The sequence below is a fragment of the Pseudomonas sp. LFS074 genome, assembly GCF_047978165.1.
Classification (GTDB): Bacteria; Pseudomonadota; Gammaproteobacteria; order Pseudomonadales; family Pseudomonadaceae; genus Aquipseudomonas; species Aquipseudomonas putida_P.
Genome location: NZ_JBFPFV010000001.1, coordinates 2,000,524 through 2,026,443, shown reverse-complemented (window position 1 = coordinate 2,026,443; position 25,920 = coordinate 2,000,524). Strand labels below are relative to the sequence as shown.

The 25,920-nt window shown below is 60.5% G+C and carries 18 protein-coding genes, 2 tRNA genes and 3 rRNA genes; 9 read left to right on the top strand and 14 right to left on the bottom strand.

Annotation, left to right across the window (positions count from 1 at the left end):
• Positions 1-81 precede the first annotated feature (81 nt).
• Together ACNQP3_RS09300 and ACNQP3_RS09295 are read right to left on the bottom strand one after the other, a co-directional pair.
• A complete protein-coding gene (locus ACNQP3_RS09300; protein WP_012271538.1) occupies positions 82-459 on the bottom strand; it encodes a RidA family protein in 378 nt (125 codons plus the stop codon).
• Positions 460-470: 11 nt separating this feature from the next.
• Positions 471-1,607, bottom strand: a complete 1,137-nt coding sequence (locus ACNQP3_RS09295; protein WP_264316960.1) for an NAD(P)/FAD-dependent oxidoreductase — start codon at positions 1,605-1,607, stop codon at positions 471-473.
• A 115-nt stretch (positions 1,608-1,722) separates the two neighbouring features.
• Between ACNQP3_RS09295 and ACNQP3_RS09290 the strand changes: the two genes are divergently transcribed.
• Positions 1,723-2,316, top strand: coding sequence for a helix-turn-helix domain-containing protein (locus ACNQP3_RS09290; protein WP_012271536.1), 594 nt, complete (start codon positions 1,723-1,725; stop codon positions 2,314-2,316).
• A gap of 110 nt (positions 2,317-2,426) precedes the next feature.
• The gene (locus tag ACNQP3_RS09285) at positions 2,427-3,212 is read left to right on the top strand and encodes a sulfite exporter TauE/SafE family protein (protein WP_012271535.1); all 786 of its coding nucleotides are present in this window, start codon (positions 2,427-2,429) and stop codon (positions 3,210-3,212) included.
• A 3-nt stretch (positions 3,213-3,215) separates the two neighbouring features.
• Here ACNQP3_RS09285 and ACNQP3_RS09280 read toward each other — a convergent pair whose 3' ends face one another.
• From ACNQP3_RS09280 to ACNQP3_RS09260, 5 genes are all read right to left on the bottom strand, one after another.
• A complete protein-coding gene (locus tag ACNQP3_RS09280; protein ID WP_060493073.1) occupies positions 3,216-3,755 on the bottom strand; it encodes a histidine phosphatase family protein in 540 nt (179 codons plus the stop codon).
• 111 nt (positions 3,756-3,866) lie between these two features.
• Positions 3,867-4,205, bottom strand: a complete 339-nt coding sequence (locus tag ACNQP3_RS09275) for a DUF3325 domain-containing protein (RefSeq protein ID WP_041166449.1) — start codon at positions 4,203-4,205, stop codon at positions 3,867-3,869.
• Positions 4,202-5,722 (bottom strand): PepSY-associated TM helix domain-containing protein, encoded by a 1,521-nt coding sequence (locus ACNQP3_RS09270; protein ID WP_060493074.1) that lies wholly within the window; start codon positions 5,720-5,722, stop codon positions 4,202-4,204. The genes ACNQP3_RS09275 and ACNQP3_RS09270 overlap by 4 nt, the downstream gene beginning before the upstream one ends.
• A complete protein-coding gene (locus tag ACNQP3_RS09265) occupies positions 5,719-6,006 on the bottom strand; it encodes a hypothetical protein (RefSeq protein WP_012271531.1) in 288 nt (95 codons plus the stop codon). Before ACNQP3_RS09265 ends, ACNQP3_RS09270 begins: the two co-directional genes overlap by 4 nt.
• A gap of 55 nt (positions 6,007-6,061) precedes the next feature.
• Positions 6,062-8,296: a TonB-dependent siderophore receptor gene (locus ACNQP3_RS09260; RefSeq protein ID WP_264316959.1), complete on the bottom strand. Its 2,235-nt coding sequence runs from the start codon at positions 8,294-8,296 to the stop codon at positions 6,062-6,064.
• A 399-nt stretch (positions 8,297-8,695) separates the two neighbouring features.
• On the opposite strand from ACNQP3_RS09260, the gene ACNQP3_RS09255 reads away from it, so the two are divergent.
• The 5 genes from ACNQP3_RS09255 (at position 8,696) to ACNQP3_RS09235 (ending at position 14,954) form a co-directional block, all read left to right on the top strand.
• Entirely contained in the window at positions 8,696-10,186 is a 1,491-nt protein-coding gene (locus tag ACNQP3_RS09255; RefSeq protein ID WP_264316958.1) for an aldehyde dehydrogenase, read from the top strand.
• Between the two features lie 12 nt (positions 10,187-10,198).
• Positions 10,199-11,383, top strand: coding sequence for an iron-containing alcohol dehydrogenase (locus tag ACNQP3_RS09250; RefSeq protein WP_012271528.1), 1,185 nt, complete (start codon positions 10,199-10,201; stop codon positions 11,381-11,383).
• A gap of 58 nt (positions 11,384-11,441) precedes the next feature.
• On the top strand, positions 11,442-12,884 hold the full coding sequence (locus tag ACNQP3_RS09245; protein WP_060493078.1) for a purine-cytosine permease family protein: 1,443 nt from the start codon (positions 11,442-11,444) through the stop codon (positions 12,882-12,884).
• A 111-nt stretch (positions 12,885-12,995) separates the two neighbouring features.
• Positions 12,996-13,634 carry a transcriptional regulator BetI gene (gene betI, locus ACNQP3_RS09240; protein ID WP_012271526.1) on the top strand — a complete coding sequence of 213 codons (639 nt, stop codon included), beginning with the start codon at positions 12,996-12,998 and terminating at the stop codon, positions 13,632-13,634.
• Between the two features lie 114 nt (positions 13,635-13,748).
• Positions 13,749-14,954, top strand: coding sequence for an MFS transporter (locus ACNQP3_RS09235; RefSeq protein ID WP_264316957.1), 1,206 nt, complete (start codon positions 13,749-13,751; stop codon positions 14,952-14,954).
• 76 nt (positions 14,955-15,030) lie between these two features.
• On the opposite strand, the gene ACNQP3_RS09230 is transcribed toward ACNQP3_RS09235, so the two are convergent.
• The 6 genes from ACNQP3_RS09230 to ACNQP3_RS09205 all read right to left on the bottom strand — a co-directional run bounded on the left by ACNQP3_RS09230 (position 15,031) and on the right by ACNQP3_RS09205 (position 22,202).
• Positions 15,031-16,839: an ABC transporter ATP-binding protein/permease gene (locus ACNQP3_RS09230; RefSeq protein WP_060493080.1), complete on the bottom strand. Its 1,809-nt coding sequence runs from the start codon at positions 16,837-16,839 to the stop codon at positions 15,031-15,033.
• Between the two features lie 173 nt (positions 16,840-17,012).
• Positions 17,013-17,128, bottom strand: a 5S ribosomal RNA gene (rrf, locus tag ACNQP3_RS09225).
• 136 nt (positions 17,129-17,264) lie between these two features.
• A 23S ribosomal RNA gene (locus ACNQP3_RS09220) occupies positions 17,265-20,157 on the bottom strand.
• Positions 20,158-20,401: 244 nt separating this feature from the next.
• Positions 20,402-20,477 (bottom strand) — tRNA-Ala (locus ACNQP3_RS09215).
• 24 nt (positions 20,478-20,501) lie between these two features.
• A tRNA-Ile gene (locus tag ACNQP3_RS09210) sits at positions 20,502-20,578 on the bottom strand.
• Positions 20,579-20,665: 87 nt separating this feature from the next.
• Positions 20,666-22,202 (bottom strand): 16S ribosomal RNA (locus ACNQP3_RS09205).
• The 16S, 23S and 5S rRNA genes sit together here with 2 tRNA genes alongside, the layout of an rRNA operon.
• A gap of 473 nt (positions 22,203-22,675) precedes the next feature.
• Here ACNQP3_RS09205 and rhtA point away from each other — a divergent pair.
• Together rhtA and ACNQP3_RS09195 are read left to right on the top strand one after the other, a co-directional pair.
• Positions 22,676-23,563, top strand: coding sequence for a threonine/homoserine exporter RhtA (rhtA, locus tag ACNQP3_RS09200; RefSeq protein ID WP_012271523.1), 888 nt, complete (start codon positions 22,676-22,678; stop codon positions 23,561-23,563).
• A gap of 190 nt (positions 23,564-23,753) precedes the next feature.
• Positions 23,754-24,035 (top strand): hypothetical protein, encoded by a 282-nt coding sequence (locus ACNQP3_RS09195; RefSeq protein WP_012271522.1) that lies wholly within the window; start codon positions 23,754-23,756, stop codon positions 24,033-24,035.
• Positions 24,036-24,074: 39 nt separating this feature from the next.
• On the opposite strand, the gene ACNQP3_RS09190 is transcribed toward ACNQP3_RS09195, so the two are convergent.
• Positions 24,075-25,883: an aminopeptidase P family protein gene (locus ACNQP3_RS09190; protein ID WP_060492959.1), complete on the bottom strand. Its 1,809-nt coding sequence runs from the start codon at positions 25,881-25,883 to the stop codon at positions 24,075-24,077.
• Positions 25,884-25,920: the final 37 nt, after the last annotated feature.

Here is a 25,920-nt window from a genome sequence, read left to right as displayed (position 1 = left end):
TTTATTGTTGTTGTGTCATTGGCGCCGCCTATCTCTTGTTGGCGCAGCCTTGCGCTGCGCCTACAAAAGCGCTTTGTTCGGTCACAGGTCGCCGACGAACGCCTGCACTTCAATCTCTACATCCACCCCAAGCGCCAACGCCGAGGCTACGGTAGAACGCACCGGCAGCGCCGCGCCGAAGAACTCCTTGTACACCTCGTTGAAACCGGCGAAATGGCTCATGTCCGACAGCCACACCGTGGCCTTGACCACCTGGTCGAAACGCGCCCCGCAAGCGGCCAGGCTTTCGGCAATGCGCTCGCAGGCTGCGCGGGTCTGGGCCTGGATATCACCGCGTACCACTTCACCGCTGGCGCTCATCGGCACCTGGCCAGAGAGGAACAGAAAGCCACCGGCCTTTACCGCGCGGGAGAAAGGGAACGGCAGGCTGCTGGGGAAACGCTGGATGTCATTGCTCATGGGGTACTCCTTCAAGGGTGTTGGAAACGGGCCGGGGACAGGCGCTCGGGCGCCACGCCCTGGCTGACAAGGCTAGGACACAAGGGCTGGCCAAGCAGCAGGTCGGCGGCCAGGCGCGAAGCGCCCGCTGCCGACTGGATGCCATAGCCACCTTGCGCCGCCAGCCAGAAAAACGCGGGAGCGTGTGCATCGAAACCGATCACCAGGTCGCCATCGGCAACGAACGAGCGCAACCCGGCCCAGGTGTGGCTGGGGCGGCGGATCGCCAAGGTGGTCATGGCTTCGATGTTGTAGATACCCAAGGCCACGTCGAGCTCCTCGGGCGCGGCGTCCTGCGGTTCGACCGGGTCGGCATTGGCAGGCGACCCAAGCAACTGGCCGGCATCAGGCTTGAAGTAGAAGCTTTCGTCGACGCCGATCACCGCTGGCCAGCGGACGAAGTCCTGATCCGCAGGGCCTGGGAAGGTAAAGGCGCTACGTCGGCACGGTTGCAGGCCGATGCGCGCCACACCGCACTGCTCGGCCACGCGGTCGGCCCAGGCACCTGCGGCATTGACCAGTTGGCGTGCCTGCACGCGGCTGCCATCAGCCAGTTCCACCTGCCACAGGCCGTCCAGGTACCAGGCCTGGATCAGCTCGGCGTTGCAGCGCAGCTCACCGCCGGCCGCGCGATAACCGCGCAAGAAGCCCTGGTGCAGGGCGTGCACATCCAGGTCCATCGCGCCCGGCTCAAGTACTGCGCCGGCCAGGGTTTCGCCACGCAGGCTGGGCACCAGGGCCAGGGCGGCGTCACGGTCCAGCAGGCTGACTTCGGTGCCATTGGCCAGGTTCTGCGCGTGGGTCTGCTCCAGCAGCGCGTGCTGCTCCAGGCTGGCCACATACAGGCAGCCACGCGGTTCCAGCAGCGGGTGCTCGCAGAAGCCCTGCGGCGGCGCTTCGTAAAAGGCCCGGCTGGCGCGGGTCAACGCCTGTATCTGTGGCGTGCCGTAGGCTTCCATGAACATGGCCGCCGAACGCCCGGTGGAATGGTAGCCAGGCTGCGACTCGCGTTCGAGCAACAGCACATGCTGCTGGCCGGCCAAGCGATAGCCCAGCGAGGCGCCGGCAATGCCGGCACCGATGATCAGGGTGTCGTAGGTCGGGGTCATGCACGCTCCTGTCAGGCAAATTATCATTTATGAGAATTCTAATATATGAGAATTTAGAAATGCGCAAGGGTCCAAGGTAAGATGCCCGACCAACGCCGTATACCGAGAACCCTGAATGCCCGCTGCCCTACCCCTGCTCGACCGCGCCGTAGTCGGCCAGCGCCTGCGCCAGGTGCGCAAGGCGCGCCAGATGACCCTCAAGCAATTGTCCGAAGCCAGTGGCGTGCCGGTATCCACCTTGTCGAAGATGGAACTGGCGCAGGTGTCGGTCAGCTATGAAAAGCTCGCCGCTGCAGCGCGGGCGTTGAATGTCGACATCGCCCAGTTGTTTCGCGCCAGCGGCACGGTCAGCGCCCCGGTGCCGGTGACCGTAGTGGTCGATTCATTGCCGGCGGCGGCGGGCTATTCGACCGGTACCTATGACTATCACCCGATTGCCGGTGACTTCCCCGAACGGCGCATGACACCGGCCTATGCCCGCATCATTGCCCGCGAACGCGGCCAGTTCGACGATTTTATCCGCCACCCAGGGCAAGAGTTCGCCCTGGTACTGAGCGGGCGTGTGCGCATCGAGTTCGAAACCGGAGAAGCGGTGAGCATCGGGCCGCAGGAGACCGCTTATTTTGACAGCCAGGTAGGGCACATCTACCTGTCGGAAAGCGATGACGGGGGTGATGCGCATGTCATGGTGGTGATGACCGATCGGTGATTGGGTGCACCCAGTTATAACCTAATAACGAACAAGTCTATTTGGCTATAAAAAAATCTATATGCTGGCTTGCATCCGATAACGGGCAAAGTTGGGCAGTCGAGTAGCGTATGGATGTAGGTTCTTTCGGTTTCACCATTGCTGGCCTGGTCGTGGGTTTCATCGTCGGTATGACCGGCGTCGGTGGCGGCTCGCTGATGACCCCGATCCTGTTGTGGTTTGGCATCAACCCGGCGACAGCAGTCGGCACCGACCTACTCTATGCGGCCATCACCAAGGCCAGTGGCGTCTGGGTGCATGCGCGCCAAAAGAACATCGACTGGAAGATCACCGGCCTGCTCAGCCTGGGCAGCGTGCCCGCTGCGGCGCTGACCTTGTGGTTCCTCAGCACCCTGCACACCGACACCTCGGCGCTAAATGCGATCATCAAGCAAGGCCTGGCGGTGGTGCTGATCCTCACTGCGCTGGCCATCCTGTTCAAATCGCGCCTGCAGGCCTTCGCCAGCCGCCATGCCGGTGACCACTACCACCTCAGTGACCGCAGCCTCAATATCCTCACTGTGCTGACCGGTGTGGTGCTGGGCGTGATGGTTACCCTCACGTCCATCGGTGCTGGCGCATTGGGCACCGTGGCGCTGTTCCTGCTTTACCCGTTCCTGGTCACCCGCCGGCTGGTCGGCACCGAAATTGCCCACGCCGTACCGTTGACCCTGGTAGCAGGCCTGGGCCACGCGGGCATGGGCAACATGGACTGGTCGTTGCTGGGCTACCTGCTGTTGGGCTCGCTGCCGGGTATCTACCTGGGCAGCCACCTCACCGGACGCATCTCCGACCGCGTGCTGCGCCCGTGCCTGGCCGCCATGCTGTTACTGATCGGTTACAAGCTGGCGTTCTGAACCTTAGCCCAGGCGCAGCCGCCACTGCCCCGTGAAACTCAACACAAGGCGTGACAGTGGCAGCACATCGATACGCTGACCAGCAGTCAACGGGCACCCTAGCAACTGCACCAGTACCGCGCGCATGACCATCGGGTGGGTCACCGCCAACCATTCACCCGGCCTGTCGAAGGCCGCCAGCCAGGCGGCCAGGCGCTGGCACAGCGCCGCGAACGACTCCCCACCATGCACCGCACTGGCCGGGTCTTGCAGCCATTCGGCCAACGCCTGCGGTTGCTCGGCTTGCAACTGTTTCAACGACAACCCTTGCCAGCGCCCCAGGTCGCAATCGGCCAATGCCGGCTCGATTTGCACCTGCCCCGACAACCACGCCGCCGTCTCGCAGGCTCGCCGTTCTGGCGCAGTCAGCACGCGCATGCCGGGCAGAAGAACGTCGGCTTTCTGGGTCAACGGCAAGATGCCATCATCTGCACAGTGCAGGCTTCCGGTTTTCTGAGCCTGGGTCAGGGCATGGCAGATAAAGGTAAGGCGAATGGCTTTCACCGGGGCTCTCTCGCAGCAGGCTGGGGCCAATGGTTTAGCATGCTGCGAGGCTTTTGGCTGCAACAATGTCGTCGACTGAACAAACGCGTACCCCTTGCAGGAGCGTTCAGTTCACAGCGAAGAAACCCCTTGCACCAATCCCCATACCGGCAGCGCCCCCACCAGCCCCACTGCCAGCCGCGGCCAGTACGGCAGTAGCATCACCAGCAACAAGCCCGCCAGCGACAGCACGCCGAACCAGGCCACCGGCCCCATGGCCCAGCCCCAGGCCTGGGCGCACAGCGTCAGGCTAGCCAGCAACGCCAACCAACCTGCACTGCGCAGGCCGATACGCAACACGCGTGGGCAGGTGCGATTCCACACCTGCTTGTAGTGCCGCTCCAGCCCTTGGCACAGCCCGAGCATGCCGGCGTAGGCGAACAGCACGCCGCCTATGACCCACATCGTCATGCCTCGGCCTCCATGCGCCGCCCCGCCCTGGCCTTCTGTGGCACCGGTTGCGCCTGCCGCACCCGCCAGGCCGCCAGCCCAAGCATTGCCCCCAGCACCAGCGCACATGTCGCAACCCCCTGGCGCATCGAGTCTTCAAAGCCGCCAAACGCACCCAGGCCAATGCACAGCGTTGCCGCCAGCAGTAGTTGCTCGGCCCAGGCCCGGCGTGCCGGCCTGACGCCGGCATGCAACAGCGCCAGTAGCCAAATGCCAAAGAACGCACGCACCTCCCAGCTTTCCCGCTGTATCAGGTCAACCGGCAGCAACCGGCTGGCCCACAGCAGCCCTACGCACGCCAGCAACAGGCCGCTGATGAAGCCGACGTTGCACACCTCGGCCACCCGGTACCAGCGTCGCGCCGAAGCATCGGCCGTGGTGCTGGTGTACTTGCGCCCGCGCTTCACGCAGAACAGCACCAGACCACTGGCGATCATCAGGCAGCTGACCAGCCCGCAAACGAAGTACAACCAACGCATCGGGTAACCGCCGAACTGGGCGAAGTGCAGGCCGACCATGACTCGCTGGGTCAAAGGCACCGCGCGCCACTGCGGCACGTCGCTGAGCAACTGCCCGCTGACGCCATCGAAGACCATCGCCTGCCCCTTGGCCAGGGCAATGCGGTTGCCCAACTCGGGGCGGATTTCGATACGCGCTGCCGCAGTGTTGGGGTTACGAATATTCAAGCCAGCAATCGGCCCCAAGCGCGCTTCGGCCTGGGCCAGCAACGGCACCACATCGACCAGCGGCGCTGGCTGCCTTGTCGCGCCACGGGGCTGTTCCAGGCGTGCATTGCCCTGGGCCTGGAAGTAGGCGCGCGTGTCGCCGGCGAACAATGCATCTACCCCGGCAGGGATATAGATGAGCATGAAAATCACCAGGCCGGTGTAGGTGATCATCAAGTGGAACGGCAGCAACAGCACAGCGCTGGCATTGTGAAAGTCCAGCCACGAACGCTGGCCCTTGTTTGGCCGGAAAGTGAAGAACTCCTTGAAGATCTTCTTGTGAATGACAATACCGGTGACCAACGCAGCAAGCATCACCAGCGCCAGCGCACCGACCACGAAGATGCCCCAGTTGCGTGGCAGGTCGAGGGTAAAGTGGAAGCGGAAGAAGAAGTTGCCGCCCACGCTGTCGCGCACCTCGATGGCCTCGCCAGTGCTCGGGTCAAGCTGCGCGCCACCGCCGTGGCGCCGCTCACCGGTGGATACGCGCAACCCAGGCGATCGCTCGCTCGGCAGGCTGATACCCCAGTTGCCCGCCTGCGGCTCATGGGCCTGCAGGTAGGTGATGGCGCGCCGGGCGGCGTCGGCCTGGGACACCTGGGTGGCCGGGATTTCCGGCTGCATCCAGTGGTTGAGCTCCTTGTCGAACACCGCCAGGGTGCCGGTGACGAAGATGGCGAACAGCAGCCAGCCGAAGATCAGCCCGGCCCAGGTGTGCAGCCAGGCCATCGATTGGGTGAAGGTGTTCTTCATGCCAGCCACCCCAGCACTTGCGGCCAGAAGCCGATCAGGTTGAGGGGCACTGCCAGCGCCAGCGGCGCCCAGGCACGCAGGGCATCACGGCAGGCAAACGCCCAGAGGATGGCGGCGGTGTAGAAGATGAAGGCCGGCAGTGTTGCGACGATGACCGCGTCGGTGGCGGACAGCGGCAGGGTACGAGCCAGGCACGCACTGGCGGCGTAGCTGAGGGCATAGCCGCCGAGCAGCGCGGCGCCGCTGCGGGAGAGGATTTGTAGCCAGGCGGGAAATTTAAACATTTGGCTTCCTGGAAAAACGTGTCCGCCGCGAATGGGCCGCAAAGCGGCCCGGGTCTCAGAAATTGATGTTCAGCGCAGCGAACACCGCCCTGCCCGGCTGGTTGTAAGTGTTTGCCCCCGAGCTGCTGGCATTGCCACCCCGCAGGATCTGCTTGTTGAACACGTTGTTCACCCCCACGCGCACGTCGTAGTTGGCGTTGAACTTGTACCCGGCACTCACGTCCACCAGGCCATAGGCCTCGACGTCCTGCTGTGCGGTCTTGTCGTAGTCTTGCTGGGTGCGGTAGTTGTAGGTCGGCGATTTCTGCTTGCCGAAATAGGTACCTGCCACCTGGAACGACAGCTGCTCGGTGGCACGCCAGTCGAGGGTGGTGTTGACGGTGTATTCCGGGATCACCGACAGCGGCTCGCCCGTCTCGCGGTTGTCGTTGTCGAGCATCCAGGTCAGGTTGGTGTTCCAGTCCAGGGTCGGGGTCAGCTCGATGAAGAGGTTGCCTTCGATACCTTCGACCCGCGCCTTGCCGGCGTTATCCCACTGGGTCACGCGACTGCCGGTACCGATGGTGTAAAGCACATCGGTATCACCGATGATTTTGTTCTTGTAGTCGTTGCGGAAGTAGGTGGCACTGGTGCGCCAGGTACCACGGTCGTACTGCAGGCCGATCTCCTTGTTGACGCTGATCTCGGGCTTGAGGTCGGCGTTGCCCTGCAGGTAGCAGCCACCATTGTTGGTCTGCTGCACACTGCAGCCGTTACCGCGGCTGTACAGCAAGTAGTTGGGGTTGGATTGGTAGAGGTTCGGGACCTTATAGGCACGGGCAATGCCGCCTTTTACCGACAGCGCTTCGGTCAGCTTGTGGGACAGGTTGAGGCTGGGGCTGAAGTTGTCGCCGAAGCTTTCGTGGTGGTCGAAGCGCAAGCCAGGGGTAATGGTGGTGTCGCCAACAATGATGTTGTCTTCGACGAACAGCGCATAGCTGCGTGCGGTCATCTTCGAGCTGCTGCGATCGAAGCCGACAAGCCCGCCATTGCTGGTGGGGTCGGAACTTTGCGGGCGCAACGAACCCTGGTCGTTGAGGGCTTCATACAGGTACTCGCCGCCCAAAGTGAGCACGTGCTCGGTGCTGCCCATGGCGAACGGCAGGTTAACTTCACTGCTCAGGCGCGTGTTGCGCAAGCGTGACATGGCTCCACCCTCGTCGCTTGGCGCACCTTCGGTGCGGCCTGCCAGGCCCTCGTTGAGCCGCCAGTTGCGCACGTACTCGTAGGCCAGCGTGGTCTTGCTGGTGCCCCAGGTGAAATCACCGAGGTGGGTCAGGTCGTAGGTGCTGCGCTGCATGACGTTGGTTTCGTGGCCGTACAGACTGGAGACGAAATCGACGTCGCCGCCGCCATTGCTGTTCATGGTGTCGCCGGCAAAAATGTTGCCCTGGCGGCTGTAACCGGCGCTGGCTTCGAGGCGATGCTCGTCGTTCAGTTTCCAGCTCAGCAGCCCGTTGATGTCCTTGTTGCGCACCCCTTCACGCCCCGCCACCAGTGCACTGGTGGCATGCCCGGCGTTGATGTCCAGGTCGTCGGCATCCGTCTTGGCCAGGCCGCCATACAGGCGGAAGCCGAGGTTATCGGTAAGCCCACCGCCGAGGTTGAAGTTGGCCCGGCGGCTGGCGCCTTCGGCGCTGTCTTCGGGCAGTTGGGTGTATAGGCTGACGCTGCCTTTCAGCTCGTCAGAAGGGCGCTTGGTGATGATGTTGACCACCCCGCCCATAGCGCCGGAGCCGTATCGTGCGGCGGCCGGGCCCCGCAGGATCTCGATGCGCTCGACCGCTTCGGCCGGCACCCAATTGGTTTCACCCCGGGTATCTCGGTCACCGTTCCAGCCATAGCGCACGGCGTTGCGCGCGCTGGACGGCTTGCCGTCGATGAGGATCAGGGTGTTTTCCGGGCCCATGCCGCGCAGGTCGATCTGGCGGTTGTTGCCGCGTGCGCCACTGGCGCTGTTGCCGGTCAGGTTGACGCCGGGCTCGCGGCGAATAATGTCGGACAGGTCATTGGCCGGCGGGTGGCGCTTGATGTCTTCGGCGGTGATGATCGACGTACCCAGGGCCTGTCGCGCTTCGCGCTCGGCAGTGATCAGGGTGTCCTGGATCACCAACGCATTGTCGGCAACCGGCACTTCCAGCACCTCACCCGCACGCTGCTCCTCGGCTTCTGCCGCGGTGGCCATCATGGCCGGCGACGCCAGCGCGACGAACGCCAGGGCCAGGCTGTTGGGTGAAGTTCTGCACTGCATGGGTACATCTCCTGCGATTCATGAGCAAAAAGGCACATCCCTGTCGGAAACCGGGAGCCCTCGCCCACCGGCCCCGCAAACACAGTTTGGCGGCCAACAGGGGTGGTAAATATAGGGAATCGCAAATGCGAGTAAATCTTATTTACGAACTTTACATGTTTGTAACGGAACTTTGCTGAACCGCGGAATAGAGCGCCGCTTTAGGCTCGCGGCGGACTCGGCAACGCCGAGCTCGCTATTTGTCACCGAGCCCTCTGGTGACCTTGGCGGAAAAAATAGCGCTACCATTTTCGGTCATTACTGAAAAAGTCTTCAATAGCAACCGCCTCACTATTGAATAGATTTTCAGTATGCCATAGGATCTCCGAGCCTAAACAAAAACAACATGAGGAGATGCGCATGCCGCAACTCAGAGATGCCGTCTATTGGCGTGGACGAAGCACCGACCTGGTGGTGGAGGCGCGTGCGTTCATCGCCGGTGCCTATGTGGGGGCCAGCGAAGGCGAGACGTTTGCTGTGTGCAGCCCGATTGATGGCCGCGAGCTGGCGCAGGTTGCGTTGTGCCGTGGGACTGACGTAGAACGCGCCGTGGCTGCCGCCCGCGGGGCATTCGAGCGCGGTGGCTGGGCCGACCTGGTACCACGCCAGCGCAAGGCCGTTCTGCTGCGCTGGGCTGCGTTGATGAGGGAGCACGCCGAGGAGCTGGCGCTGCTGGAAACCCTGGACACTGGCAAACCCATCGCCGATACCACGGCGGTGGATATTCCCAGTTCCATCTACTGCCTGGAATGGTTCGCCGAGCTGGTCGACAAGGTCACCGGCGAGGTGCCCGCCTGCGATCCGCAGTTCCTCGGCACCGTGACCCGCGAGCCGGTCGGCGTGGTGGCGGCAATAGTGCCCTGGAACTACCCGCTGCTGATGGCGACCTGGAAGTTCGCCCCAGCCCTGGCCGCCGGCAACAGCCTAATCCTCAAGCCTTCGGAGAAGAGCCCGCTGAGCGCCTTGCGCATTGCCGGCCTTGCCCGCGAGGCGGGTATTCCCGAGGGCGTTTTCAACGTGGTGCCGGGCGATGGCGAGACCGGTCGCCTGCTCAGCCTGCACCCGCAGATCGACTGCCTGGCCTTCACCGGCTCCGGCGCTGTTGGCCGGCAGATCAGCCGCAATGCGGCGGACAGCAATCTCAAGCGCGTCTGGCTGGAGCTGGGCGGCAAATCGGCGAACATCGTCATGGCCGACTGCCCGGACCTGCGCCGTGCGGCTGAGGCTGCCGCGGCTGCGGTGTTCAGCAACATGGGCCAGGTGTGCAGCGCAGGTTCGCGCCTGTTGGTGCAACGCCCTATCGCCGGGGCCTTCATCGCCGAACTGCTGGAGGCCGCGCGCGCCTACCTGCCCGGCGACCCGTTGGACCCGACCAGCGTCACCGGCAGCCTGATCGATGAAGCCCAGTACCAGCGTGTACGCCAATACATCGAGCTGGGCAAGCGTGAAGCGCGCCTGCTGCTGGGGGGCGAGGACTGCGCGGCGGTCCCCGGCGGCCACTATCTGCAACCGACCATCTTCGCCACTGACGCCACCTCGCGCATCGCCCGCGAAGAGGTCTTCGGGCCGGTGCTGAGCGTCATCGAATTCGATGGGCTGGACGACGCCATCGCTGTCGCCAATGCCAGCGAATACGGCCTGGCGGCGGCCTTCTGGTCGGCCGACCTCGGCGCCATCCGCCGTGCCTCGCGACGCCTGCGTGCCGGCACCGTGTGGGTGAACTGCTACGACGAGCTGCTCGACATGAACTTCCCGTTCGGTGGCTTCAAGGAGTCCGGCAATGGCCGGGACAACTCCGTGCACGCCCTGGACAAGTACAGCGAACTCAAGTCGACCATCATCCGCTGCTGAAGGTGCAATACCGTGATTGACAATCTTTCCCCCCTGTCGCGGCAGAGCTGGAGCCTGCCACTTCCCATCGAGTACGGCCCTGGCGCGCGGACCGCGCTGGTCGAGCTGTGCAAACGGCATGGCATTTCCCGGCCGTTGATCGTGACCGACCAGGGCTCGATGCGCCTGCCCTTCGTGGCCGAGCTGCAGGACTTGCTGAACGATGCGGGCCTGGCATGCGGGCTGTTCGGCGAGGTCGAGCCCAACCCCAGTGATCGCGCCGTGCTCAAAGGCGCCGCGGCGTTTCGCGAGTGGCGCGCCGACGGCATCATCGCCCTCGGTGGCGGTAGTGGCCTGGACGGCGGCAAGGCCGTGGCCCTGGTGGCCCGGCAGACACGTCTGCCGTTGTGGGCGTTCGATTTCGACAAGCCGGTACCCGAAGGCCTGGTCGCCAACGATTTCCCGCCGGTGATCTGCATCCCGACCACCGCCGGCACCGGTGCCGAGACCGAGAGCACGGCGATGCTCACCGACAGCGAGCGCGCTATCAAAGGCTGCGTCTGGCATCCGCTGGCGCGTCCCCAGGCGGTGATCCTCGACCCCGAACTGACCCTCAGCCTGCCGGCGCACCTGACGGCCTGGACCGGCCTGGATGCGGTCATCCATGCCCTGGAAGCCTACTTCGTGCCAACCTTCAATCCGCTCTGCGACGGCGCCGCGCTGCAGGCGCTGGAACTGCTCTGGGGTTCCCTGGAGCAAGCTGTGGAACAGGGCGACGATCTCGAAGCACGCGGACGCATGCTGATCGGTTCGTGCCTGGCGGGCGTGGCCTTCCTCAAAGGGCTTGGCCTGGTCCATGCGCTCAGCCACATGGTCGGTGCCACCTACAACAGCCATCATGGTTTGACCAACGCCATGATTCTGCCCAGGGTGCTGCGCTTCAACCGCGCGGCCATCGAGCCGCGCCTGGGGCCGGTGTGTCGCGCCATGGGGTTGGCGGGCGAAGACTTCGAGAGCTTCCAACGGGCGATCTGTGCGTGCCTGGACCGCCTTGCCATCCCGGTTTCCCTGGCCTCGCTGGGCTTACGCAGCGATGACATTCCAGCCATTGCGCGCAAAGCCATGGGCGATCCGGCGCGGCAGACCAACCCGCGCCCAAGCAGTCTCGAAGACCTGGAAGCGCTGCTGCATCAAGCCCTGGAAGAGAAACGGGCCTAGTCGCGGGAAGCGACGACCTTGCTGTGCTCACAACAATATCAATAAAGGTACGAACCCCATGTCAGCTCCCAAGACTGCCTCCGCCAACGGACGGCTGAATCTGGAAACCCGTTCCATCGACTACGTGCCCCTCGCCGAGCGCCACGGCAAGGCTTGGCACCTGTGGCCAATCTGGTTCTGTGGCGAGGCGCACCTGACCACCCTGGCGGTAGGCATCATCGGCATCGGCCTGGGGGCCAACCTGATGTGGTCCGCCATCGCCATCTTCCTCGGTTGTGCCTTCGGCACCCTGTTCATGGCCGGGCACTCCACCCAGGGGCCACAGATGGGGCTGCCGCAACTGATCCAGTCGCGGCCGCAGTTCGGCTACTTGGGAGCGCTGTTGGTGTACGTGGTGGCCATCGTCACCTACGTTGGCTACAACGCCTTCAACCAACTGCTGGTGGGGCAGACCCTGCACGAGCTGTTCGACGCCCCGCAGGAGCCCTCGGCGATCCTCTTCTCGCTAGTGGCCATCGCCATGGCCATCGCCGGCTACAACACCTTCCACAAGGTGCAGCGCTGGCTGGCGTTCCTGCTGATCGGGGTCATGGCGGTGTTTACCGTCGGCCTGTGCGTCTACGTGAAACTGCCGCAGGAGCACTTGACCCTCAGCGGTTTCAAGGCCACGCCCTTCCTTGCGCAGTTTTTTGTTGCCGCCGCGTACCAGTTGAGCTGGGCGATCTATGTGTCGGACTACTCGCGCTACCTGCCGCCGAATGTCAGTGTCCGCTCATCGTTCTGGTGGACGTACCTGGGCGCGATGATCGGTGGCGTGTGGATGATGCTCCTCGGCGCGTTGGCCGCCGCCTTGAGTCCCGGCCAGAATCTCGCCAAGGGCTTGGTGCTGCTGGGCGACATGGTGTTCCACGGTTTCGGCGAGTTTGTCCTGATTCTCGCCGTGCTGAGCCTGGTGACCAGTGCCGCACAGAACTTCTACGGCGCGTCGATCACGCTCTTGAGCATCGTCGACACGGTGAAGCCCCAGACGTCGACCCTGCTCAAGCGTGTGCTATCGATGCTGGCAGTGGGCGGCGCGGCGATCTATATCGCGATGACCGCCTCCGACAACTTCGTAAAGGACTTCGGTGACTTCCTCGCAATCCTGCTGTACCTGTTCACGCCTTGGACGGCAATCAACCTGGTGGACTTCTACGTAGTGCGTCACGGCAAGTTCTCTATCCGGGAAATTTTCAAGCCCAAAGGCATCTATGGACGCTGGAACTGGCGGGGCATTGGTGCCTACCTGGTGGGCTTCGTGGTCATGCTGCCATTCTCCGCGACTGGGCTGTACACCGGTTACGTGGCGCGGCAACTGGACGGCGCCGACATCAGCATGCCGATCGGCCTTGCGGTATCGGCGCTCGCTTACTGGTGGCTGTGCCGCTCGCAAAACATTAAACAAGAGCTCAGTCAGGTCGGCCGCCTCGATCAGGACCTGGAAAACGGCGCAACAGCTTGAGGTTGAGCTTCGGCACCTGCACGCATCGGTAAATCTTGTTAGATTGGCGTCCCCGCCCGGCGCTCTGCATCGGGCGGGCTTGCCATTCCAGTGAGAGAAACGGATTCAGCCATGAGCGTGGACAGCCAGAACGATAAGCCCCGAAAGCGCAGGACCAGAGTCGATCCAGAGACACGGCGCAAGGCCATCGTCGAAGCGACCATGCGCTGCATCACGCGCTTCGGCCACGCCGGCACTACCATCGAACGCATCTGCGACGAGGCCGAGGTGTCGGTCGGGCTGATCGGTCATCATTTCTCCAGCAAGGACGAACTGATGCTCGCCACCTATCAGGAGCTCACCAACCAGTTGCGCGAGGAGACCCGCCGCTATCTGGAAACCAAGGGCAGTACGCCTGTGGAGCGTCTCACCGCGATCATCCGCTCCTCATTCCGGGGCAGCATTTTCAATGAGTTCATCCTCACCACTTGGCTCGGCTTCTGGAGCGCGGCGGTGTCTTCCGAGCAACTGCGGGAGCTCAATCGCAAACTCTATGCTGACTACCGCAAGGAGCTTGAGGGGGTGTTCAAAGCCATCGCAGCCGAGCGAGACCTGGCGCTAGATGCCAAGGGCAGCGCGCTGATTATCACCGCTTTGATTGATGGCTTCTGGTTGGAGTGGGCACTGGACCATAGGGCTTTCAGCGCCCGCAAGGCAGAAAAGTGCTGTTTGCAGACGGCGCAGCTGTTGATTGGTGCGCAGCCCGTCTAAGAGCTGTGGGGGTTATCTGCCTGAGCATGTACCTGCTTTCACTTGCGACATCCGATTTGCATCCTGCGTAGGGGCTCCTACAGTTTCGAACGTACAACTCTGCCGAGAGCCCAGATGCGCAGCAATGAAGACAGCAGCCCCGCCAGGGGCCTGACGAAAATCCCTCGCAGTGTCTGGGCACTGGGCTTCGTGTCGATGTTCATGGACATCTCCTCGGAAATGATCCACGCCCTGTTGCCCTTGTACATGGTCAGTGTGCTTGGTGCTTCGGTAGTAGCTGTGGGCTTTATCGAAGGCATCGCCGAGGCGACTGCATCGATCACCAAGGTATTTTCCGGTGCTCTCAGCGACCGGCTGGGCAAACGCAAGCTGCTGACGGTACTCGGCTACGGCCTGGGTGCGCTGACCAAACCGGTATTTCCCATGGCCTCGGGGCTTGAGTGGCTGACGGCGGCACGCTTCGTCGACCGGGTCGGAAAAGGCATTCGTGGGGCGCCGCGCGATGCGCTGGTGGCCGATGTTACGCCAGCCGAGTTGCGTGGCGCGGCGTTCGGCCTGCGCCAGGCCCTCGACACCGTGGGCGCCTTCCTCGGACCGTTGTTGGCGATCGTGTTGATGTGGCTGACCGCGAGCCATTTCCAGACCGTATTCTGGGTGGCGGTGATCCCTGCTTTCGTGGCGGTATACATCCTCATCGCCTTCGTTCGCGAACCTGAAACGCCGGCCACGGGGCGGCCGGTACGCTCACCGTTGGCACTGCACGAACTGGGGCGCCTTGGGCCGCCCTATTGGCGCCTGATCGGCCTGGCCACGTTATTCACCCTCGCCCGCTTCAGCGAGGCATTCCTGCTGCTGCGTGCGCAAGACATGGGCCTGGCACCTTTGTGGGCGCCGGCGGTGCTGGTATTGATGGCACTGGCCTACTCACTGTCGGCCTACCCCGCCGGGGTGCTGTCGGACCGGGTGGGGCGCCGTGGCGTGCTGATGGTCGGGCTGGGTTTGCTGATCACTGCCGACCTGCTATTGGCCCTGCTGCCGGGCTGGGCCGGGTTGGCCCTTGGGGTAGCGGCCTGGGGCTTGCACCTGGGCTTCAGCCAAGGCATTTTCGCGACCATGATCGCCGACAGCGCCCCGGCCAACCTGCGTGGTACCGCCTTCGGCCTGTTCAACCTGCTGACCGGTGTAGCGCTGCTGGTGGCCAGCGTGGTAGCCGGATTGCTGTGGGATGGTGTGGGGTTCCAGGCAACGTTCCTGGTCGGTGCGGGGTTCGCCGGCGCTACACTGGCGGGACTGACGCTAATGAAGGTGACAGGATCATGATCACTACCACCGCCATGTCCATGACCGCCAGCCTCTGGTGGTGGGGCTGGCGGATACATGCTTGGATCGATCCGGGCTAGGCCATCGCTGCCTGCTGCTCCAGCAACGTCCAGCCGCCCTGCCCGTTCACCTCCAGCCGGTGGGTATGGAACCCTGCCAGCGTGCTGCGGTGGCCGACACTGACCAGCAATGCACCCGGCATTTCTGAGCGCAGCAGCGCATACAGGGCATGCTCGAGCCCCTCATCCATCGCTGAGGTGGACTCGTCGAGGAACACCACCTGCGGCCGGTTGAACAGCACCCTGGCGAACGCCAGGCGCTGCTGCTCACCCACCGAGAGGATGTGTGACCAGTCGCTGCTGACGTCCAGGCGCTCGGCCAGGTGGGCCAGGTTGACCTGGTGCAACGCCTGCTGCATTCGCGCCTCATCCTCGGGCTTGCCGGCTGCCGGATAGGCAATGACGGTACGCAAGTCACCCAGTGGCAGGTATGGACGCTGCGACAGGAACAACGCCTGGTGACCCGTCGGCCGCCTGACTTCACCTTCGGCATACGGCCACAACCCTGCCAGGGCGCGCAGCAGCGTGGTCTTGCCACTGCCCGATGGCCCTTTGATCAACAGCGCCTGACCGGCATGCAAGCTCAAGTCCAGGTCGGCGATAAGGGCGTGTCCGTCCGGGCGTAGTACCTGCAGCCCCATGATCTGCAGCGCATGCGCCTGGTCTTCGGTAGTCACTCGCGGCAACCCACTTGCCTGCTCGTTAGCATCGAGAAAACCAGTCAGACGGTCGAGGGTAGCGCGATACTGGGCAAACGCATCGTACGACTCTCGGAAGAACGACAAAGAGTCCTGCACCTGGCCAAAGGCCTGGGACGTTTGCATGACATCGCCCAGCTTGATCGCACCACTGAAGAAGCGCGGCGCCTGGAGAATGAACGGGAACACCACGGCAACCTGGCTGACCCCCAGGTTGAAGCCACTGAACTTCAGGTTCCGGAACACCAATGCCCAGGCATTGACGATCAAGGCAGCAAAACGGCCCAGCAACGTGCCCCGCTCCACTTGCGCACCTTGATAGAAGGCAATGTTCTCTGCGTTCTCACGCAGGCGCATCAACGCGTAACGGAAGTTGGCGGTGAGTTTTTCGTTGAGGAAGTTCAGGCGGATCAGCGGGCGCCCGAGGCGGAAGGCGACCCAGGTGGCGACGATGACATACAGGTACACGGCAAACACCATCGCCCGAGGGATCTCCACCCCAGCCACTGTCAACGGTGCTGACAGCCCCCAGAGGATACCGGTGAACGCCACCAGTGAAACCAGCGCACTGACCGCGCCCAGGGCAAGGGTGACCGAGTTGGTGACGAAGGCGTTGACGTCCAGTTCGATACGCTGGTCGGGGTTGTCCACCGGCTCGGCGAGGAACTGGCCACGGTAGTAGGCATCGCCCTGCATCCAGTCGTGGGTCAGGCGCTCGGTCAACCAGACCCGCCACTTGATGCTGAATGCCTGGCTTACATAGAAGGTAAACAACGAGCGCAGCACGTGGATGGTGGCCAGTACCGCGAAGACCCCGAGCAGGTACCAGAAAGCGGCTTGGTCGAGGCCCTGCAGGGCGCTGTAGAAGCCGTTGTACCAGAATGAAAACAGCACATTGAGCCGAACCGAGAACAGCGTCAGTACCAGCAGAAGGGCAAACACCAGCAACGGTCGCCAACTGCGCCTGAAACTGAAATAGGGCCCGGCGAGCTGCCAGAACTGGCTACCCCAGCGCGTGCAACGCACAGCCAGTGCTGCGGCTGCAGTGAAGCAGACAAGGGTGATGAACGAGGCGATCGCCAGCCAGCTCAGGCTCTCTTGCAGGGCCTGGTGCCAGTTCATTTCCATGGTAGGTATCCGTGATGAGTATTTCCGCGAGCGTAGCATTGTCCCGCGATTCGTCAGGCATAGATGACGCACATTTCATGAACTGTAGAAGCGACAATGTGTGGGGCTTGGATTTCAAGCCACAAAGACAAAACCCCTACCTGCATGCGCAGATAGGGGTTTTGCGAAATGAATCTTGACGATGACCTACTCTCACATGGGGAAACCCCACACTACCATCGGCGATGCATCGTTTCACTGCTGAGTTCGGGATGGGATCAGGTGGTTCCAATGCTCTATGGTCGTCAAGAAATTCTGTAGCCAGAATGTCCAGATGGACAGCCCAGCGAATTCGGATATGTGATTGTGTGGTTCGTTGCGAACTTTCGGTTCGTATCATCTTCACCACCGCAATTTGGCTGACGCGCAAATTGCTTGGGTGTTATATGGTCAAGCCTCACGGGCAATTAGTATTGGTTAGCTCAACGCCTCACAGCGCTTACACACCCAACCTATCAACGTCGTAGTCTTCGACGGCCCTTTAGGGGATTCAAGATCCCAGTGAGATCTCATCTTGAGGCAAGTTTCCCGCTTAGATGCTTTCAGCGGTTATCTCTTCCGAACATAGCTACCCGGCAATGCCACTGGCGTGACAACCGGAACACCAGAGGTTCGTCCACTCCGGTCCTCTCGTACTAGGAGCAGCCCCTCTCAAATCTCAAACGTCCACGGCAGATAGGGACCGAACTGTCTCACGACGTTCTAAACCCAGCTCGCGTACCACTTTAAATGGCGAACAGCCATACCCTTGGGACCGGCTTCAGCCCCAGGATGTGATGAGCCGACATCGAGGTGCCAAACACCGCCGTCGATATGAACTCTTGGGCGGTATCAGCCTGTTATCCCCGGAGTACCTTTTATCCGTTGAGCGATGGCCCTTCCATACAGAACCACCGGATCACTAAGACCTACTTTCGTACCTGCTCGACGTGTGTGTCTCGCAGTCAAGCGCGCTTTTGCCTTTATACTCTACGACCGATTTCCGACCGGTCTGAGCGCACCTTCGTACTCCTCCGTTACTCTTTGGGAGGAGACCGCCCCAGTCAAACTACCCACCATACACTGTCCTCGATCCGGATAACGGACCTGAGTTAGAACCTCAAAGTTGCCAGGGTGGTATTTCAAGGATGGCTCCATGAGAACTGGCGTCCCCACTTCAAAGCCTCCCACCTATCCTACACAAGCAAATTCAAAGTCCAGTGCAAAGCTATAGTAAAGGTTCACGGGGTCTTTCCGTCTAGCCGCGGATACACTGCATCTTCACAGCGATTTCAATTTCACTGAGTCTCGGGTGGAGACAGCGCCGCCATCGTTACGCCATTCGTGCAGGTCGGAACTTACCCGACAAGGAATTTCGCTACCTTAGGACCGTTATAGTTACGGCCGCCGTTTACCGGGGCTTCGATCAAGAGCTTCGCTTGCGCTAACCCCATCAATTAACCTTCCGGCACCGGGCAGGCGTCACACCCTATACGTCCACTTTCGTGTTTGCAGAGTGCTGTGTTTTTAATAAACAGTCGCAGCGGCCTGGTATCTTCGACCGGCATGGGCTTACGGAGCAAGTCCTTGACCCTCGCCGGCGCACCTTCTCCCGAAGTTACGGTGCCATTTTGCCTAGTTCCTTCACCCGAGTTCTCTCAAGCGCCTTGGTATTCTCTACCTAACCACCTGTGTCGGTTTGGGGTACGGTTCCCAGTTATCTGAAGCTTAGGAGCTTTTCTTGGAAGCATGGTATCAACCACTTCGTCGCCTAAAGGCAACTCGTCATCAGCTCTCGGCCTTAGAATCCCGGATTTGCCTAAGATTCCAGCCTACCACCTTAAACCTGGACAACCAACGCCAGGCTGGCCTAACCTTCTCCGTCCCTCCATCGCAATAACTGGAAGTACAGGAATATTAACCTGTTTTCCATCGACTACGCTTTTCAGCCTCGCCTTAGGGACCGACTAACCCTGCGTCGATTAACGTTGCGCAGGAAACCTTGGTCTTTCGGCGTGCGAGTTTTTCACTCGCATTGTCGTTACTCATGTCAGCATTCGCACTTCTGATACCTCCAGCAAGCTTCTCAACTCACCTTCACAGGCTTACAGAACGCTCCTCTACCGCATCACCAAAAGGTGATACCCGTAGCTTCGGTGCATGGTTTGAGCCCCGTTACATCTTCCGCGCAGGCCGACTCGACTAGTGAGCTATTACGCTTTCTTTAAAGGGTGGCTGCTTCTAAGCCAACCTCCTAGCTGTCTAAGCCTTCCCACATCGTTTCCCACTTAACCATGACTTTGGGACCTTAGCTGACGGTCTGGGTTGTTTCCCTTTTCACGACGGACGTTAGCACCCGCCGTGTGTCTCCCATGCTCGGCACTTGTAGGTATTCGGAGTTTGCATCGGTTTGGTAAGTCGGGATGACCCCCTAGCCGAAACAGTGCTCTACCCCCTACAGTGATACATGAGGCGCTACCTAAATAGCTTTCGAGGAGAACCAGCTATCTCCGAGCTTGATTAGCCTTTCACTCCGATCCACAGGTCATCCGCTAACTTTTCAACGGTAGTCGGTTCGGTCCTCCAGTCAGTGTTACCTAACCTTCAACCTGCCCATGGATAGATCGCCCGGTTTCGGGTCTATACCCAGCGACTAAACGCCCTATTAAGACTCGCTTTCGCTACGCCTCCCCTATTCGGTTAAGCTCGCCACTGAATATAAGTCGCTGACCCATTATACAAAAGGTACGCAGTCACCTAACAAAGTAGGCTCCCACTGCTTGTACGCATACGGTTTCAGGTTCTATTTCACTCCCCTCTCCGGGGTTCTTTTCGCCTTTCCCTCACGGTACTGGTTCACTATCGGTCAGTCAGTAGTATTTAGCCTTGGAGGATGGTCCCCCCATATTCAGACAAAGTTTCTCGTGCTCCGTCCTACTCGATTTCGTTGATAAGAGATTTTCGTGTACGGGGCTATCACCCACTATGGCCGCACTTTCCAGAGCGTTCCACTAATCTCAAACCAACTTAAGGGCTGGTCCCCGTTCGCTCGCCACTACTAAGGGAATCTCGGTTGATTTCTTTTCCTCAGGGTACTTAGATGTTTCAGTTCCCCTGGTTCGCCTCTTGCACCTATGTATTCAGTACAAGATAACCAGCTTGTGCTGGCTGGGTTCCCCCATTCAGAGATCTCTGGATCACAGTCTGTTTGCCGACTCCCCAAAGCTTATCGCAGGCTACCACGTCTTTCATCGCCTCTGACTGCCAAGGCATCCACCGTATGCGCTTCTTCACTTGACCATATAACCCCAAGCAATCTGGTTATACTGTGAAGACGACATTCGCCGAAAATTCGCACGTCGCTCTTTCGAGCAGAACTCACAAATTTTACCTTAGCCTGATTAACCAGCAGTGAAACTGGCCATCAGTCTATTTCTATCACATATCCGAATTTTTAAAGAACGATCTGACAAAAGTCAGAAATCAACATTCATCAACGAATGTTCATTTCTAAGTTCTGACAAGTAACTGCTTACTGCAAAAGTGGTGGAGCCAAGCGGGATCGAACCGCTGACCTCCTGCGTGCAAGGCAGGCGCTCTCCCAGCTGAGCTATGGCCCCGTATTTTACGCCTTAACCATGTGATGGTAGGTCTGGGCAGATTTGAACTGCCGACCTCACCCTTATCAGGGGTGCGCTCTAACCAACTGAGCTACAGACCTATAACAGGGTCGCGTTACAGCATCGTCTTTATACAAGTGAATCAAGCAATTCGTGTGGGAGCTCATCAGCAGGCTGATGTCGTCGATTAAGGAGGTGATCCAGCCGCAGGTTCCCCTACGGCTACCTTGTTACGACTTCACCCCAGTCATGAATCACACCGTGGTAACCGTCCTCCCGAAGGTTAGACTAGCTACTTCTGGTGCAACCCACTCCCATGGTGTGACGGGCGGTGTGTACAAGGCCCGGGAACGTATTCACCGCGACATTCTGATTCGCGATTACTAGCGATTCCGACTTCACGCAGTCGAGTTGCAGACTGCGATCCGGACTACGATCGGTTTTGTGAGATTAGCTCCACCTCGCGGCTTGGCAACCCTCTGTACCGACCATTGTAGCACGTGTGTAGCCCAGGCCGTAAGGGCCATGATGACTTGACGTCATCCCCACCTTCCTCCGGTTTGTCACCGGCAGTCTCCTTAGAGTGCCCACCATAACGTGCTGGTAACTAAGGACAAGGGTTGCGCTCGTTACGGGACTTAACCCAACATCTCACGACACGAGCTGACGACAGCCATGCAGCACCTGTGTCAGAGCTCCCGAAGGCACCAATCCATCTCTGGAAAGTTCTCTGCATGTCAAGGCCTGGTAAGGTTCTTCGCGTTGCTTCGAATTAAACCACATGCTCCACCGCTTGTGCGGGCCCCCGTCAATTCATTTGAGTTTTAACCTTGCGGCCGTACTCCCCAGGCGGTCAACTTAATGCGTTAGCTGCGCCACTAAAATCTCAAGGATTCCAACGGCTAGTTGACATCGTTTACGGCGTGGACTACCAGGGTATCTAATCCTGTTTGCTCCCCACGCTTTCGCACCTCAGTGTCAGTATCAGTCCAGGTGGTCGCCTTCGCCACTGGTGTTCCTTCCTATATCTACGCATTTCACCGCTACACAGGAAATTCCACCACCCTCTACCGTACTCTAGCTTGCCAGTTTTGGATGCAGTTCCCAGGTTGAGCCCGGGGCTTTCACATCCAACTTAACAAACCACCTACGCGCGCTTTACGCCCAGTAATTCCGATTAACGCTTGCACCCTCTGTATTACCGCGGCTGCTGGCACAGAGTTAGCCGGTGCTTATTCTGTCGGTAACGTCAAAACAGCAAGGTATTAGCTTACTGCCCTTCCTCCCAACTTAAAGTGCTTTACAATCCGAAGACCTTCTTCACACACGCGGCATGGCTGGATCAGGCTTTCGCCCATTGTCCAATATTCCCCACTGCTGCCTCCCGTAGGAGTCTGGACCGTGTCTCAGTTCCAGTGTGACTGATCATCCTCTCAGACCAGTTACGGATCGTCGCCTTGGTGAGCCATTACCCCACCAACTAGCTAATCCGACCTAGGCTCATCTGATAGCGCAAGGCCCGAAGGTCCCCTGCTTTCTCCCGTAGGACGTATGCGGTATTAGCGTTCCTTTCGAAACGTTGTCCCCCACTACCAGGCAGATTCCTAGGCATTACTCACCCGTCCGCCGCTGAATCAAGGAGCAAGCTCCCGTCATCCGCTCGACTTGCATGTGTTAGGCCTGCCGCCAGCGTTCAATCTGAGCCATGATCAAACTCTTCAGTTCAATACTGCTTGGGTTTTTAAGAAACCCTAAACTTGGCTCAGCAATCTCAAATGACTATGTGATTTCTCGCATGGCCACTTGTGATGCTGATAATCTTTTTGACTATCAGCCCGTACTCACAAGCACCCACACGAATTGCTTGATTCAATTTGTTAAAGAGCGTTTGGTTAAGAGCTTTTCGTCCCAACCGAGGCGCGCATTCTACGCTTTCCTCAGAGCCTGTCAAGCGTTTATTTTGAAGTTTTTTGCGAGAAACTCGTTTAGCTTCAAACACTTGACTCAACAGGGTGGCTAGCTTTACTTCGCTACCGCGTTGGAGTGGTGCGCATTATAGGGCGGCCTTCACGGAGGTCAACCTTTAATTTCAATGATTTGAAATATATCTGCTGCAAACACCTCAGGGCTACCACGCGCCCCTGCAATTGCGCACTATATTGCTCACCTCCCACCCGCCCAAGGATCGCCGCACCTAAATGAACACCCAACCCCGCAGCCTGGCCGCTACCCTTTTCCCGATCGGCCTGCTGCTAATCGCCATGGCATCGATTCAGTCCGGGGCCTCCCTGGCCAAAAGCATGTTCCCCATCATTGGCGCCCAAGGCACCACCACCCTGCGCCTGATCTTCGCCAGCATCATCATGCTCCTTATACTGCGCCCGTGGCGGGTACGCATGACCGCCAACACGTTGCGTAACGTGGTCATCTACGGCATGGCGCTGGGTGGCATGAACTTCCTGTTCTATATGGCCTTGCAAACGCTGCCTATCGGTATTGCCGTGGCCCTGGAGTTCACCGGCCCACTGGCCGTGGCGATTTTCTCCTCGCGCCGACCGATCGACTTCCTATGGATTGCCCTGGCCATCGCCGGCTTGCTGCTATTGCTGCCGGCAGGCCAAAGCGGCCAGACACTCGACCCACTGGGCGCTGCCTATGCACTGGGCGCGGGTGTATGCTGGGCCCTATATATCCTGTTCGGGCAACGTGCGGGAGCAGAGCACGGCATCCAGAGTGCGGCCTTGGGGGTGGTAGTCGCCGCCCTGTTCGTCGCCCCCATTGGTATCGCCCACGCTGGTAGCGCACTGCTCACACCTGCCGTGATCCCGATGGCCCTGGCCGTTGCAGTGCTGTCCACCGCCCTGCCCTACAGCTTGGAAATGGTTGCCCTCACGCGCATCCCGGCGCGCACCTTCGGGACTCTGATGAGCATCGAACCGGCATTTGGCGCATTGTCCGGCCTGCTGTTCCTCGGCGAGGTGCTGACGGTTACACAGTGGCTGGCGATCCTGGCGATCATTACCGCATCGGTCGGCACCACCCTGTCCATGCGCAACACGTCCAAACCGGCCATCGCGGCAGACTGATATGAGAAATATTTTCATTTGAGACAGGATTAATGATTGTAGCAGCCCGCCTCGCTGATTAAGCTGTCACAGAATCATCATCTTTACGCTATCTACTGGACCGAACACGGAAGCTGGGGAAGTTTCAGGAAGAACCGAAGCGATAACGACAGGGCGTGACAACTGATTTGCCCTGCATTTAAGGACAGGAATGAAACGTATTTTTCTCATCCTGGCCATCTTGGCTATTGCTGGATGTGCCGCCACAGCCAAGACCGAGGTCAAAAGGGGCAAAAAGGGCCTGCATATCAATTGCTCCGGCCTTTCCTCCTCGTGGGATAATTGCTATAGCAAGGCCGCAAGCTCCTGCAGCACGCGGGGCTACCGGGTCATTGCACGCTCGGGCGATAGCGATGAAGAGGCCGGTGACTACTTGTTCGGCATCAACCCGGCGGGGTACACCAGCCGCAGCATGATCGTCATGTGCAAGTAGTGAAAAGGGCAGCTCGTAAGCTGCCCTTTTTCATTTGCCTTACAGCGGCGCAGTACGTGCCTCCAGCCAGGCCAGTGCATCACCCTTGAGTAGAGGCGCAAGGCGCTCACGCACATTGGCATGATAGCCGTTCAGCCACTCCACCTCTTCCTTTACCAGCAGCGCGGGCAGCAGACAGCGGGTATCGATCGGGCACAGGGTCAAGGTCTCGAAGCACAGGAAATCGCCGAACGCACTCCTGCCCGCTTCGCGGTTGACCACCAGGTTCTCGATACGTACCCCCCACTGCCCCGGCCGGTACGTACCCGGCTCGATCGAGCTGATCATGCCCGCTTGCATCGCCGTCTGCGGTGCAGCCACTGCCTGATAGGCAATTACTTGCGGCCCTTCGTGTACGTTCATGAAGTAGCCCACCCCGTGCCCGGTGCCATGGCCATAGTCGACCTGGTCAGCCCAGATCGGCGCCCGGGCGATAGCGTCGAGCAACGGCGACAGTACCCCCCGCGGGAACGTGGCACGCGACAGGGCAATCATGCCCTTCAGTACCCGCGTGCAGTCCTGCTTCTGTGCATGGCTGGGGTTACCGACTGGCACCATGCGGGTGATGTCGGTGGTGCCGCCCAGGTATTGCCCACCCGAGTCGATCAGCAGCAAGCCATCACCTTCGATGACCGCATGCGACTGCTCGGTGGCACGGTAATGCGGCATGGCGCCATTGCCATTGAAGGCGGCAATGGTCGAGAAGCTCAGCGACACGAAATTCGGGCGCCGGGCACGTGCGGCACTCAATTGCTCGTCAACTGTAAGCTCAGTGACAACCTCTCGCCCAAGGTTCGCCTCGAACCAGGCAAAGAACTCGCACAAGGCCGCGCCGTCTTGCTCCATGACCTGGCGGATATGCACCAAGTCATCGCCGCCTTTGCAGGACTTGCTCAGCGTGGTGGGGTTTAGCCCCTCGACCAGCACCACCTCTGCCGCCAGGTTGGCCAACAGGCCGCAGGTGACACGGGCAGGATCCACCAGCAACCGCCCACCCGCCGCAACAGCGGCCAGGGCCTTGCCTGCCTCGCTATAGTCGCGCACCTCGATGCCGTCGACCGCCAGCACCTGGCGCAGGTGCGCATCCACCTTGTCCTGGCCTACGAACAAAATGGCCTGCTGCGGGTTGATCAGGGCAAAGGCCAGGAAAACCGGGTTGTAGGAGACATCGCTACCGCGCAGGTTGAACAACCAGGCAATGTCATCGAGGGTTGCGATAAAGTGCCAGTCGGCCCCCTTGTCCTGGATGCCCTGGCGCAGTTGCGCGAGCTTTTCCGCCCGGCTCACCGTGGCATGTGGCGGCAAGTGCTGGTACACAGGGTTGGCTGGGAGCGCCGGGCGCCCGTCCCAGACCTGGGCCAGCAGGTCCTTGTCGGTCACCAGCCGCGCCCCACGTGCCTTCAGCCGCTCACCTAGCTGGCGCGCCGAAGCCAGAGCCATGACCGCACCATCTACCGCGACGCTACCGTTGGGCTTGACGTTATCACCCAGCCACTCCAGCGCCCCTGGCTTGCCTGGCAACAGTTTCATCAGTTCGATGCCGCTGCCCGCCAGCTCGTGATCCGCCTGCTCCCAGTAGCGGCTATCGACCCACAGCCCGGCGAACCCAGAGGTGACCACCAGCGTACCGACCGAGCCATGGAACCCCGACAGCCACTGGCGCCCCTGCCAGTGACCGGGCAGGTATTCGGAAAGGTGAGGGTCGGCCGAGGGTACCAGCAAGGCATCGATGCCCCCTGCCGCCATGGCCTCGCGCACGTGCGCCAGTCGCTGTGGCACGCTTTGCTCAAGGGTGGTCTGGACGTTCATGCGCTCTCCTGCGGCTACATCAGAATTGATCCAATAC